Source organism: Chamaesiphon sp. OTE_20_metabat_361, from assembly GCF_031364565.1.
The window spans coordinates 1-13191 of sequence record NZ_JANLWO010000446.1 but is presented as its reverse complement, the minus strand read 5'-3'; the positions used below and the strand labels follow the sequence as shown (position 1 = coordinate 13191).

The 13191-nt window shown below is 35.6% G+C and carries 13 protein-coding genes; all 13 read right to left on the bottom strand.

Features of this window, described 5'->3' with window-relative positions:
* Positions 1-77: 77 nt before the first annotated feature.
* The gene (locus RMO35_RS13180) at positions 78-1124 is read right to left on the bottom strand and encodes a glycosyltransferase (RefSeq protein ID WP_309741753.1); all 1047 of its coding nucleotides are present in this window, start codon (positions 1122-1124) and stop codon (positions 78-80) included.
* 1 nt (position 1125) lies between these two features.
* Positions 1126-2082: a glycosyltransferase family 8 protein gene (locus RMO35_RS13175; protein ID WP_309741752.1), complete on the bottom strand. Its 957-nt coding sequence runs from the start codon at positions 2080-2082 to the stop codon at positions 1126-1128.
* 4 nt (positions 2083-2086) lie between these two features.
* Complete coding sequence (locus tag RMO35_RS13170; RefSeq protein ID WP_309741751.1) at positions 2087-3343, bottom strand: glycosyltransferase; 1257 nt, start codon at positions 3341-3343, stop codon at positions 2087-2089.
* Positions 3340-4137, bottom strand: coding sequence for an FkbM family methyltransferase (locus tag RMO35_RS13165; RefSeq protein ID WP_309741750.1), 798 nt, complete (start codon positions 4135-4137; stop codon positions 3340-3342). The genes RMO35_RS13170 and RMO35_RS13165 overlap by 4 nt, the downstream gene beginning before the upstream one ends.
* Before the next feature lie 149 nt (positions 4138-4286).
* A complete protein-coding gene (locus RMO35_RS13160; protein ID WP_309741749.1) occupies positions 4287-5243 on the bottom strand; it encodes an alpha-1,2-fucosyltransferase in 957 nt (318 codons plus the stop codon).
* A 30-nt stretch (positions 5244-5273) separates the two neighbouring features.
* On the bottom strand, positions 5274-6509 hold the full coding sequence (locus tag RMO35_RS13155) for a glycosyltransferase family 4 protein (RefSeq protein ID WP_309741748.1): 1236 nt from the start codon (positions 6507-6509) through the stop codon (positions 5274-5276).
* A gap of 205 nt (positions 6510-6714) precedes the next feature.
* A complete protein-coding gene (locus RMO35_RS13150) occupies positions 6715-7737 on the bottom strand; it encodes a glycosyltransferase family 2 protein (protein ID WP_309741747.1) in 1023 nt (340 codons plus the stop codon).
* A gap of 48 nt (positions 7738-7785) precedes the next feature.
* On the bottom strand, positions 7786-8496 hold the full coding sequence (locus tag RMO35_RS13145; protein WP_309741746.1) for a hypothetical protein: 711 nt from the start codon (positions 8494-8496) through the stop codon (positions 7786-7788).
* A 126-nt stretch (positions 8497-8622) separates the two neighbouring features.
* On the bottom strand, positions 8623-9726 hold the full coding sequence (locus RMO35_RS13140; protein WP_309741745.1) for a glycosyltransferase family 2 protein: 1104 nt from the start codon (positions 9724-9726) through the stop codon (positions 8623-8625).
* An 87-nt stretch (positions 9727-9813) separates the two neighbouring features.
* Positions 9814-10812 carry a glycosyltransferase gene (locus RMO35_RS13135; RefSeq protein WP_309741744.1) on the bottom strand — a complete coding sequence of 333 codons (999 nt, stop codon included), beginning with the start codon at positions 10810-10812 and terminating at the stop codon, positions 9814-9816.
* A gap of 8 nt (positions 10813-10820) precedes the next feature.
* The gene (locus tag RMO35_RS13130) at positions 10821-11399 is read right to left on the bottom strand and encodes an acyltransferase (protein WP_396135008.1); all 579 of its coding nucleotides are present in this window, start codon (positions 11397-11399) and stop codon (positions 10821-10823) included.
* A 31-nt stretch (positions 11400-11430) separates the two neighbouring features.
* Positions 11431-12630 carry a DegT/DnrJ/EryC1/StrS family aminotransferase gene (locus RMO35_RS13125; RefSeq protein ID WP_309741742.1) on the bottom strand — a complete coding sequence of 400 codons (1200 nt, stop codon included), beginning with the start codon at positions 12628-12630 and terminating at the stop codon, positions 11431-11433.
* Positions 12631-12666: 36 nt separating this feature from the next.
* Positions 12667-13191 (bottom strand): methyltransferase domain-containing protein (locus RMO35_RS13120; protein ID WP_309741741.1); only part of this gene is annotated, 525 nt, incomplete at its 5' end.

The window sequence follows — 13191 nt, the reverse complement described above, 5'->3', positions numbered from 1 at the left end:
TTTAGATCGTTTTACCAACCATAGTGTTTTAATGATTAGACTTACATTCAGTACTTTAAATGTTAACTCTTTATAGTTTATTTCTGAATGTATGAATAAAGTATTCTAAGCATGGTCTGCTTAACTAGACTTAAATATTGTTTAGTTATCCTATTAGTTTCATCTTTAGCTTTGTAGAATACTTCCCAGTTAGCGCAGCGTTCTAATGCGACTCTCGCTAAGGGATCTCCTGCAAGAGTGGGTGTAGACAAATATGGCTCGATCGTTTGGATTAATTGTTTTGCTCGTTGTTCAAAAGTATGCTGAAGGATTACTTCTTGATGACCTGCGTCAGCTATACTTTCCCGCTCGGAGTCATTATCTAAGTAATAAGCTATTTTTTCTTTCAGGTCTGAAGTATTCTTTGCTTCTACTAAATGAATACCATCTTTAAAGGGATTCTCACGAGACAAACTTTCTGTTATGAGAAAACTTTTACAAGCAAGCGTTTCATATACTCTAGTTTCTGTATCAAGCAGATCGGTACCGTGGATATTTAAAACAATTTTGGCTCGATTGATTAGTTTGACCATATCTTGACCAAACGCACTACAAGCTGTGACTACGAAGCTTTTATTTAGTTCATCAATAATATTTTGCCGTCTTGGCAGCAGATTACCCACAAACAAAATATCGATATCTTTTTTTGTATTTTCAATATGTCGGTGAAAGCTCGGATCGATCGCACTTAAAAACAAACTCATTTGATTTCTTGCCAACCAATCTTTTGCTAGAGCTTCATCCATACAAGGTAATGACCTAAACAATATGTGTTTAAATATTCCGGAGTTAAGTAAATAATGTTCATTAGGATTACGCACTACTAACTCGGTCAGCAAAAAAATTTTAGGACGTTTAATTGCTTTAAGTATTTCTATCGGAATCAGGTAGCGGCATCCTCTTTCTAAGAGTACCACATCAAAATCTTCATTAATTTTTAGCAATTCACGTGCTAGCGAATAGGCATTCTTTTCATAATCGACGCAAATGGTTGTCGCTCCAGATTCTAATAAGTACTGGTTGATGAAAGTTTCCAATCCCCACCCAGCACAGGTTTCGATTTGATTGATATAGAGTATTTTCATGCTAAGATTGCGTGCTTTTTTTAGGAAAAAATTTCCTAAAGTTACAACTTGTCCTGAAGTATATGCACGTCCAGATAAATTTTAATAACCCCGGAGTAGAACACCTTCTAGGTTCCAGATTGGATGGTAGCCAGTCAAAATCATTGGACAACTGTTCACTATACCGAGCATATAAGTGACGCATGGGCACATAATTCTCAGATGACCAGGGTTTATTCGGCCCTGTATAGTGAAGGATCTTTGGGCTTTCGATTCGACCGTTTGTTTGTCGATCTTGAGGAACTCCTAACAACTTCTCTTTATAAAGTCGTGTTTCTACATTCCAAGTGCCAGGTAGATGATAATAATTTTCCCAAAATACAACATTAAGGGCATCTTGGTCGGCAAAATGCAATCGCTCTATGTTATTTGAACAGTATTCTAAAATAGTTTGACCATACTGCTCTTGTCTCCATAATTCTGTGTCTATTACTAAAACTCCTGAGTTAAAGTAAAGGTCATTATCTCGGACATTAAAAGTTTCTGCGAAAACCTCTTGATAGGGCAATTGAATATGAGGAATAGCTGCAATTGGCTTTTTATCTATCTCTAGGTCGAATAACTCAGCGATATCTGATAGTACTAATATGTCACAATCTAAGTAGACGATCTTCTTGCGATCTGGACACAGATCGGGGATTAAAAGTCTTGAGTACATATTTAGATTGAGATGTTCTAAGATCGTCGGTAAAGATGCGAATAAAGTTAAATCTACATCTAGAATAGAAATCTTAGCTGAAGTATTACAGCACAACTTCTCTAAATTATGTTTATTTTTTTTTGATATGTCAGAGGAAAGAATATAGAATTCTAATCGATCGGGACTAGCTGTGTTCTCTATAATAGAAGTGATTGTAACAGCGCAATGTCTAGCATATTTATCATCAGCAGCAAAAAAAATAGATATTCGATCTTCCATATTATTATTGTTCTAGCAATTCAAGAGCATTACAAATCGCAAGATTGAACTTTTCACTGGAAAAGTCAGTCAAAAATTGTTGATACTTTTCCTCATTAATTATAAAATCGTTGCTAATAGTTGCGATCGATAGAGCAATTTGATGCGGTTCTTGTGGCACTACATAGCCCCAATGATATTCTTTTAATACCTTCTTCATTATAAAGTTGTCTGCGATAATGACAGGCTTTCTAAGATAGATTGCTTTTGTTAATATATTACTACTAAAAGAATGATTTTGATATTGAAGGTAGATGATATCTGATATAGTTAATAATTGATTGAATTCACCCTCTTCAGATATATAATAATCAAATCTTAGGTAAGAGTTATTTGATAGACTTGATGATAACTTTTTAATTAGCTGTGTTTCTACTGTTGTGTATAGTTGCGACGGTAGATGTCCGATCGCTAGAATAAAATATTTTTCTGGATCTAATTTTTGAGCTGCTTCTAGGAAAAGCTTTAAGTTTCTCTTTGGTAGCAATGCACCAGTAATAGAAACTATTTTTCGTCCTGCTGCTAGGTGATATATATTTTTGGGTACTTCATATTCTTTCCCAATAGTCACATCAGTTATTTCTGGCAAAGCTACAAACTTTTTTACATGGAACCGACTCTCATAAAATTTCAAATAAATTGGATGTAACACTAATATTGCCTTACATGAAGGCAAAGCAAATAATTTTTCGGCTACGAACCGTTTGCGGCTTTTTTGTCTCCCCCAAGCAATAGAAGATTTATAGGATGGTTGAATTACTAGCGTCATCCATTGAGAGGGCATCAGCAGCTTTGCAAACCAGTAAGGAATTGCTGGCAAAGATGTATCGGCATCAGCAAAAAAGACTGGAACATCTCTGCCAATCTTTCTGATTAAGTTTTTGGAAAATAATATAGAAGCTACAGATGAAAATTGATAAGGTGAGTTTTTAGATACAAGTTTGATTATTTTATCTAAGATAAATAAGCTTTTGAAAAATATCTTTTCTATTAGAGATAATTTAAAATCCAATACAGAGCAGTTCTGTTCGTTCAGACTTTTAATCCATTTACTCAGATCTGTATTATCTTCGCATGTAGCATGAACAAAATAATTTCGCTCGATTAGCGATCGTAATATGCTCTTGAAATATATTGCATGATGGCCTCTCCAGGTAGATATATCAATTAAGATGATTTCGTTACGTTTTGCGATTTTTACATGTTTTTCTACTGGGTTCATACCAACTTATTTCTTTTAAAAAGACAATCGGCTTGAACCAATGGGTGAAGTCCTGTACTAGTATTTTTACCTAGAGAGTATAAGTAATAGTCATTTTTAGCCATGAAATTAACTATTTCATGAAATAAAGGTTGTCCTTCATATAGCTCTTCAAAGCTAATTTCAATAATTATCCACGTAGCTTGCATAAGACATCTGTAGGCACCTTCTAAGACCTCTAATTCATACCCCTGAACATCTAGTTTTATCAGGTCAGGCATCTGTATTGAATGTGTCTCATTCTTAACATAGTCATCTAGTCTATAAATTTTAATTTCTCTAACTTCCACAGTACTAATATCCCAGTACTTTTTAATTTGCGTAGATGGCTTTAAAATACTTGAAGAATCAGAATTATTAGTTACATTAATCCTTGTAACTTTATTTTCTGCGCCCAATCCAATTTGATGTAGATTAATATTTGTTATACCTTGAGTATCACTTTTGAGTCTCTGGAAATGGTCTGGTAAAGGTTCAAAAGCATGAACAATAGAATTTGGGAAAAGTCCTTTGGCAAGAATAGTAAACGTTCCGATACAAGCGCCAACGTCATATATACATATATCTTGTTGAGAATTCTCTTTGATCAATTGTAACATTTCAAAGCAATCTAAGTATTTGGATTGCAAGCTATGAGCTACTGTATTTTTAAGAACCTTGCGTCTTTTATATAAATTGAATCGATCGGACATTTTGTAGAAAAGAGTTCGAGCAATATTGTAAATATTACTTTTGATATTTTGCAGAATTATCATATATTTAGGACTAAAACAAATAACTAAGTTAAAAAATTTGACAACATACTAATTAGTTTTTTTGCAGACACTGTATTTAAATGGGAGTTACTTTTATTGGCTTCTTCAATTTCTCAAAACTTCCGATCCCGATCTTGATAATTCTTTTTTCAAACTTTGATCCACTTGTCCACTATTTCTAATTTTGGATCTAATAGTTTAGGGTAAATTATTATAGATTGTTCGTAAGGTTTAAGGTATGCTGCCCACCAACTAAATGTACTGTTTGCTATGATTGTATTTCGGCTATACAAGAGTAAATAAAAATCATCGATATCATTATTGCCCTTAACAAGTTCACTGGAAGATAAAAAAGGTAGATTATTTTCTGCCCACTCCCAATCATCTGCGAAAATATAAAACTTTGCATCTGGAATAATTTTCTTGATTAAATCATATGCTTGTATATAGTAACTTGGTTGCAATCTAGGATTAAATTTAGTTTGTCTAATGTGAACAGCAACTGATGCTCTATTCTCAATTTTGGCCAACCATTTGCTTGCATTAGTTGAGATGCTACATTTTTCTAATATTTGGGATTGGATTATTTTATAAGAGTAACTAGAAATATAATCCTTGTTTTGCCAATACCCACTAAAGTATACACATTTTCTAATGCTAGATTTTTGATGATGTATTTCCAGCCTTTTGATATCATTCTCGTCAACATAGATCCTCAAATAGAAAGGGATTAATCTATTTATTAATTTTAAATAGTGAAAGAAAGCAAAATATTTAATTAGACTTTCTTCGTTTACATCAAATAGTAATTGCTCAGTTTTTATTCCTAAAAATTCGAGTTTGTAACTCCTTTGATACTCCATATCTCCTTGAAAAGGAATGATATCCACTATACAATTTTTAGATAACTGCTTTGCGATTGATATTCCAAAAGCATACTTGAATAATTGATTACCTATCCCATCCCCAATTGATATAATGATAGCCTCACTAGGCAGATATTCTGAAAAGTAGACCCAGCCATTAGTTGTTACTAGAGCTGCTTTGACAAAAGCTCCTAAATGGAAATCAATTTTACTTATAAATTTAGATAGTTTTACAAACATTTAGCAGTTGATATATTTTAATTGATTCAGCTATGTACATTCACCGATTAATCGTCCATATAATTCAAAATATCTTTGAGCTTGTATGTTGAGGGCATACTCTTTTAACGCAATGTCTCGACAATTTATACTCATCTGTTTTCTAAGGTTGTCATCTTCTAATAAGTTAATGATACCATTGCGAAAATTCTGTGTATCTTCTGGTTTAGCTAAGTAGCCAGTAATTCCAGGACGGACTAGATCGGGTACACCACCAATATCAAAAGATACCATTGGCGTGCCGCAAGCCATACTTTCTTGTAGAACTAAAGGTAAATTGTCTGCACGAGTAGGAAATATAAATAAGTCAGCCGCAGAGTAAGCAATTGCTTTTAAGCGATCGCTATTAAGATAACCGAGGCTGACAACTTTCATTCCTACCTGGTTAGCGATTTGTTCTCCCCGACTACCAATAGTCAGTAATATAGTTTCTGCCTTGAGAGTTTCTGGTAAGCTCTGCAAAGATCGAACGAGTAAATCTCCCCCTTTGCGAGTATCTTTGAGATCTGTAGCCCCAAACATAATAATTTTTTGGTTTGCTGGTAGCCCAAGAACTTCTCGACATTTTTGAGTATCGATCGGTTGGTAAGCCTCTGTATCGATGCCATAGGGGATACAGTGGACATCATATCTCCCGAGCATACTCGCTTTGGCTTGTTCTGCCAACCACTTACTGGGAGCGACAACAGTTAGATTGGAATTATCATAAACCCAATCTTTTAACTTCCACTCTATTTTAGTATTATCACGATAAATATTGGGATATTCATTGGGATAAGGGCATTTGCCACAACCGATTTTATTCCATCGATCGCAATCATAGCTGTAAGCGCAATGTCCAGTAAAGCTCCACATATCATGCAGCGTGAACACAGCAGGCTTATTTTTTGTTAACTGGGGAAGAGCTAAATAATTAAACCAGCCAATACTGCTATGCAAATTGTGTAGATTTAAAATGTCTGCTTCTTGGTAGAACGGATGCTTAGGAATATCGAAAGTGCTAGCTATATTAAGATAAAGTAAGCCAAATCGACCATTTAGTCTAAATAATCGATCGTTAAGGTGAGTATTTTGCGAAATGACTTCAATCCTTGAGTCAGAAATTAAGGCTTCGCCCACTAATAGTTTAGAGCTTAGTCCTTGTGCTAATAAACCTTCATGGAGACGATAGGCGGCAATAGCTGCTCCACCGCCAATATCAGTCTGATTGATATGTAAAATTTTCATGAAAATAAAATTAGGCTTTTGCTTTAGTCATTATCATCTTGTCTTTACCCAGCTCTAGATATTTTCAGTTGACGCAGGTGATTTCTAGTTCGCTGCGTGGTGAAAGACCAATATTATGGACGATATTAATTACTTGGTTGTCATAGAAATACAGTCAAGTTACCTCATAGTTGGATTTGGGCCAGAGTGGCTCCAATATTGTCAATCAGACAAGAGTTCTGACTTTTAAATAATTTTTGAGCGTTCTTAATCGTGTTCCCAATTTTATTAGATACCGCAGTCGTTTTAATAGAACTACCCCTAATTGCCAGTGAAAAGAGAATATAAATTTATAGGAAGAAGCATATTTGACAATCTTTAGGTAGGAATCAAGCTCTCTCTTAAAGAGAACTTTTTCTGAAATTAGATAACTAAGCCACCAGCTTGAAACTAAGCAAAAAAATATTTCCTTAGCTCGATCGGATATCGGCACTCGCTCCTCAATTTGTTCGACGATTGACAAACTTTCCTCAACAATTAGTGCGAGTTTAGAATTGTTTCGTGAAACACTTCCCTGAGAAAATCTAAAATAGTTGAGTGATTGAGAGACAAAGTATATATCTGTAACCAAAAGTATTTTCGACCAAGTAAACCAATCACCAGTTACTTTAAATATCTCATTGCCTCGATCGACTTCCGATCTGTAGACAGATTTTCTAATTAAGACTGCGCTGGCGTTAGGTATTGTATTCTTCGCCGCCAAGAAATTGATGCACTCATCTTTTCCTACATTCAAATAGCTAGCATTCCATCTTTTTGAATTAAAGCAATCTGTATATTCAAGAAAGTTTGGAGAAATAATCTCGTCCTTGTTGTCAACTAGGCACGATTGACAGTAAACAAGACCGACATTTTTATTTTGCTCCATAATCGCGACTAATTCTTCAAGAAATCGAGGAGCAGCATAGTCATCTGATTCAGCAATCCAGGCATACTCACCAGCGGCTAGGCTAAAACCTTTATTCCACTGTTTGAAGGTAGACCCACTATTCTCTGCATTAAAAATGGCATGAGTAATTCTTGGATTGTCTTCATACCTAGCAAAAACTTCTTTACTGCGATCGGTAGAATTATCATCAAGGAAGATTATTTCAAAATCTTGAAACGTTTGGTTGAGTATGCTTTCAATCCGTCGGTCTAAGAAGAGAGCATGGTTATAGTTGGGAATAATTACACTAACTTTTACCATGTTATAGTTTTGGGGGTTCACAGGTTTATGAATCAAAATAGTATTTTATTAATCTAGAAATACTAATGGACGCAGTGGTGATTGAGACAACCACGATTTTACTCTTTGCTGCGAACCAATAGCTCTCAATAACTTGTACTTACTGAAACACATATTTACACCCGTAATTGTTTGCACGTAACAGAAATTAAATTCTGGGTACCATCTTTGATAAAAAATTGATTGAACTTCCCAAAACTCAGTTCCAATTTTCCCGCCACTCAAATGAGTAAGATGGAAGTCAATGACATAGCAAGTTTGTTTATTCAGAAGTGCATTCAGACATAAATCCGTAGCATATAAATGAAATCCTCGCAAATTTTCAGAGCTAGCAATATTTGCACTCGTCTTAACTACTAAAAAATTTTCATCTAAGGAGTGAACTTGCTGGGGTAAAGCTCCTTGCCACTTAGGAGTACCATTGGGATCTGTAATCTTGGCAACCATGCCGTGACTACTGCTAATACCTGCATTGCCAACGATCGCCCAACGGGGATCGAGTTCATCTAATTCCGTCAGGAGCTTGAATAGTCGATCGAAGTCATCACCTTTATCGATAAGTAAATCCTGGTGGCACAATATAATATAAGGCTCAATAGTTGTGGACTTAAGTACCTTAAAGATCTGATAGGGATCGAATTGGTTTTTCTCCGAATTATCAAAAAGAGAATAACGACATTTCTCTAAATCAAAACCAGCCGCAATAAAGGAAGTTTTCATCTCCTCATACTGTTGTAAGTTATTTGAAATTGTACAAATATGAAATATTTTCATGTTAAGTTCAATCTTAACTATTACCCTATCTAAATAACTTCGATCGAACAAACATCTGTTGAGTGATAAATATTAACTTTTTTTACTGGTTTTCAACCTATCCTTCATATACTCTACAACAGGTGAAAAATGCTTGATCCGACCCTTCATCGAAGTGACAAGTAAATCCATTTTTTGAAGTATATCATGCTTTAAAAATTCGATAGCATTTCGATTGATTGTTCTAGTAATTAAAGGATAAAATTTGGAAACTTTCTCTAGTTCGATATGCGGCGAGAAGGCAAACTCTTCATTAGAATACTCTCCTTTTCGAGCCATTTTCCATGCTGAAAAAGTTTTTTGATCGAAAAGATGGGCGAGATCGATTTCAGGATAATATTGTTGAGCTACAGCACGTATTGGAGCATAAGCGACGTGAAAAGCAAAGTCATGAATCAACAGCAATTCATCTAAAATTTTTGCCCTATAATTGCGGTTCTTGCTACAGAAAGAGGTCATAGATGTACCATGTACTCGGAACTGTGCGAGAACTTCTGGTACTTGACTAATTCCAGTATTAATAGCAACTCTGGTACAGAATTCTAAATCGCAGATTGTAATCAAATGAGGATTGAACAAGCCAAATTGGTAAAAAACGTTCCTGTGTAACATTATAGAAGTAGGCTCACCAACCAAATTAACTCCAATTTCTTTTAGCGCAAGTTCAGAATACTGTTGAGCCGAAATATTTACAGTATCACCAAATGGATTTTGGGCAGAAGGATGATTTAGATAAGCTATCTTGACCTCTTCGTCAGTTTCTGGTTCAAAGATAAATTCCCGACGGCAGTAAATAATAGGCTTACCCAATTGAGTTGCTGCGAAGAGTTTCTCCAGGCAATTTGGCGCGATCATATCATCCTGAAAGACGAATTTGATCCATTCTCCATTAGCAAGTTCGATACAACGATTCCAATTTCCCACAAGCCCTAAATTTTGAGGGTTTCTAATAACTTCGATCCGAGTGTCTCTTGCCGCATATTCTTCGGCAATATCAATCGTATTGTCAGAAGAGCGATCGTCAACAATTAAAATTTCAAAATCTTTATACGTTTGAAGGAGAACGCTATCGAGAGTATCTTTAAGGTACTTTTGACCATTATAAGTTGGAATACAGACTGAGATAAATGGTTTCATATATAGAATGTATTTGTCCACAACCTACTGTACATTTTGATTTGTAATTGACAATGAAATTTATTTATTTTAAATAAATGTTCTATTTTAAGTAAATATTTTTAAAATTCTCTTCTTGACACTATTTACCAGCTTCATTATTAACCACTTAATGGATTCCTGCTGATTTGTCAAAATTGCTATTTTCTCTTCTGAATTTATGAGATTTTCTATAAGTCTCTGTCTATATTCACTAGGGTAAAAAGTTATACTTGTATTTTCAAAATCTTTTATTAGTAACGATCTATCGTAGATGTCCATAGTCAAATGAATATGTGCATCTATTAATTGTTGTCTCACTTCTACTTCTTGTTTTTGTAAATCTTTAGAAATTACTTCTATGGCTTTTATAGTCTTTGCAATTTGAAAATTCCTACTTTGACTTGAAAACGTAGAACTGCTGTGAATCCTATAGACAGCCATAATTTCATCTATATGGAAAATGTTGCCATACTGAGCATTCATCATATTTATATAGTAATCTCCCAAAGGAGAATCGGCAAAATTTGCTCCCAGTATTTTTGATGTGTTATTTCTGAATACACAGGATGGGGTATGAATGTAGTTACCTTTAGCTAGATCGATAATGTTAGATACGATCGGAGGATTACCACCAGTAATATAGTCATCCTTGAATTTACCTTCCTCTTCAATCTTGACTTTATGAAAGCAAATGGCAAATTCAGGATTGCTTTCCAAAAAATCTACCTGTTTTTGCAATTTAAGGGGATCTATCCAATAATCATCACCTTCGCAGAGCGCAATGTATTTCCCTTGTGCTTTTGCAAAAAGATCGGCTATAAATCCAAATCCTCTTTGAGAATACTGGTTTTCAGCTTGCATTATTATATCGATCGAACCGGGATATTTGTTCTGATACTCTAGAATAATATTAGTAGTATTATCGGTTGACGCATCGTCATGAATGACAATTTCAATCGCAAAGCTTGTTTGTTGTATAAAAAACCCATCTAATGCCGATCGAATGAATTTTTCATGATTATACGCAATACAGCAAATACTAACAAGAGGGGTTATTGAAAGCATTGATTAGGTTAATTAAGCTTGGATTCTTCTGACTTGAGAAACAATTTTTCAACTTCCAGCAAGTTATTACTGCGTTCGCCAATCCGCTTCAGTGGATATCCAGCATATGTAGTAAACGCTTCACAATCTTTTTTTACCAGACTTAAAGCTCCGATTGCTGCGCCTTCGCAGATAATGACCCCAGGCAAAATAATTGACCCAGAACCAATAATAACGTGCTTACCAACGATAACATCAGCATGAGTGACGTTTGTAAATTCAGTGGGAATAGTGGGATTGCTCATTGCAATCCCACTATAATCATCATTACTGCTGTAAATAGATACCCGTGAGGAAAGATTTGAGAAATCAGATAAGACTATTTTTCCGTTTCCTATCAGTGACGAATAAACAGCTATATGTATGTTTCTACCAATAGAGATACCACCCAATCCTGCTGATAGAACACAAAAGTCATCAATTCTGACATTATTCCCAATCTGAATTTTGGGACAATTATAGTAAGAAGACTTGTCAGATAGTAAAACATTACTCCCAACTTTAGCAAAACCCATGTTACTTATTTGTTCGTTAGTCAACCAAGCCATATCGTTGTATTTTTTGATTTAATAGTCAATCTTATGCTTTAAGTAAATCTCTATTTCGAGTACGATCGCTAGTGATTGCTATTCTGAATATGTGACAGATTTTTTTGATGTCATCCTCGGAAATTGCTGTCCCCGTTGGTAAAACTAAAACCTTCTGGGTTAGCTTTTCTGTCTCAGGCAACAATAGACCCGCGTGAGGAAAATAAGAGCGATAGGGTTCCATCCGATGACAACCAGGATAAAAATATCGTCTAGCAATTATATTCTCAGCGTGGAGGATCTCAAGCAACAAATCTCGACTGATTTCCGTCTTCCCCTCGTCTATTTCTAACACAATGTATTGGTAGTTATGTCTCTCAGTTTCATTCACAGGGAATAATGACACCCCATCAATATTAGCTAGACCATCTCGATAGCAATGATAATTACGACGATTGACCTCGATAAACTCATCCAAGCTATCTAGAGAAGTTAACCCCATCGCGGCTGAGATTTCTGGCATCTTACCATTTGTGCCTAGATAAACAACGTTATCAAAGCCAGAAAAGCCAAAGTTTTTCATCAACCGTAACTTTCGATCTAAGTCATCATCATTAGTAACGATCGCACCTCCTTCAAAGGTATTCATAAACTTAGTTGCATGGAAGCTGAATACTTCAGCACTGCCAAAGTTCCCAATCATCTTGCCCTTGTGAGCGCACCCAAAAGCATGAGACGCATCAAACATTAGCTTGAGATTGTGTCTGTTAGAAATTTCTATCAGTGTTTCCACGTCGCAAGGCTGTCCCCACAAATGCACACCCATAATCCCCGATGTACGCGGTGTAATCAGGGACTCGACTCGCCAAGGGTTGAGGGTATGAGTTTTGGGATCGATGTCACAAAAAACAGGGGTAATTTCTTGCCACTGTAAAGCATGGGCGGTAGCAATAAAAGTAAACGAAGGAATAATCACTTCCCCTTTTAACTCCAAAGCTCGAATCACTAGCTCTAATGCAATGGTGCCATTGCAAACAGCGATGCAATGCTTCACACCCAAACTATCTGCTATTCGCTGCTCGAATTCTTGCACAAAAATTCCATTGTTAGATAGCCATCGGCGATCTAACATATCGTTAATACGCTCTAAGAGGCGATCGCGATTTCCGATATTTGGACGACCTACAAAAAGTTTTTCTTTGAACTTAGGTTCGCCGCCAAAGTAGGCCAGCTCTGATGTCGTTGTATTCATAAAAATTAAACCTAAGTAAAATTGTGTGTCTTATGACTATTCTGGTTTCTCGACAATATATAAAACAGAGCGAGGATGTATTCCATATCGATCGAAAGCTTCAGAGCCAAAAAAATTGATATTTAGCTGAGCGACTGTAAAACCCGCTGATGTAAGTTTGTCAATAAACCCTGTTTTGGAATACATTCTTACATGATCGTCTTGACCAAAATGTTTCCATCGATCTTCGGGGGTGGTAACTTCTGGATTTTTATAATCTTCTTGCAAACTTAGCACGACAGGCACCATCACAATCCCCTTACCCCCTCGCGTTAGGACTCGATAAAGCTCACTCATAGCTTTTCGATCATTTTCGATATGTTCTAAAATGTGAGAACATATGAAAAAATCAAAGGTGTCATCTTCATATAGATCCATTTGAGTGATATCTACGACATCATCGACACCATCCATCATCATGTCAGCCGAGCGATAACCAATATGAGGATATTTAGCCTTGATGAGTTTCTGCAAACTTGCTGATGGGGCGATATCTAATAACCTAAACTCATCTTTAACCTC

What these genes read in the sequence shown, in the direction of transcription:
- RMO35_RS13180 (WP_309741753.1), bottom strand. Translation starts at nt 1,124, where the DNA reads ATGAAAATACTCTATATCAATCAAATCGAAACCTGTGCTGGGTGGGGA.
- RMO35_RS13175 (WP_309741752.1), bottom strand. Translation starts at nt 2,082, where the DNA reads ATGGAAGATCGAATATCTATTTTTTTTGCTGCTGATGATAAATATGCT.
- RMO35_RS13170 (WP_309741751.1), bottom strand. Translation starts at nt 3,343, where the DNA reads ATGAACCCAGTAGAAAAACATGTAAAAATCGCAAAACGTAACGAAATC.
- RMO35_RS13165 (WP_309741750.1), bottom strand. Translation starts at nt 4,137, where the DNA reads ATGATAATTCTGCAAAATATCAAAAGTAATATTTACAATATTGCTCGA.
- RMO35_RS13160 (WP_309741749.1), bottom strand. Translation starts at nt 5,243, where the DNA reads ATGTTTGTAAAACTATCTAAATTTATAAGTAAAATTGATTTCCATTTA.
- RMO35_RS13155 (WP_309741748.1), bottom strand. Translation starts at nt 6,509, where the DNA reads ATGAAAATTTTACATATCAATCAGACTGATATTGGCGGTGGAGCAGCT.
- RMO35_RS13150 (WP_309741747.1), bottom strand. Translation starts at nt 7,737, where the DNA reads ATGGTAAAAGTTAGTGTAATTATTCCCAACTATAACCATGCTCTCTTC.
- RMO35_RS13145 (WP_309741746.1), bottom strand. Translation starts at nt 8,496, where the DNA reads ATGAAAACTTCCTTTATTGCGGCTGGTTTTGATTTAGAGAAATGTCGT.
- RMO35_RS13140 (WP_309741745.1), bottom strand. Translation starts at nt 9,726, where the DNA reads ATGAAACCATTTATCTCAGTCTGTATTCCAACTTATAATGGTCAAAAG.
- RMO35_RS13135 (WP_309741744.1), bottom strand. Translation starts at nt 10,812, where the DNA reads ATGCTTTCAATAACCCCTCTTGTTAGTATTTGCTGTATTGCGTATAAT.
- RMO35_RS13130 (WP_396135008.1), bottom strand. Translation starts at nt 11,399, where the DNA reads ATGGCTTGGTTGACTAACGAACAAATAAGTAACATGGGTTTTGCTAAA.
- RMO35_RS13125 (WP_309741742.1), bottom strand. Translation starts at nt 12,630, where the DNA reads ATGAATACAACGACATCAGAGCTGGCCTACTTTGGCGGCGAACCTAAG.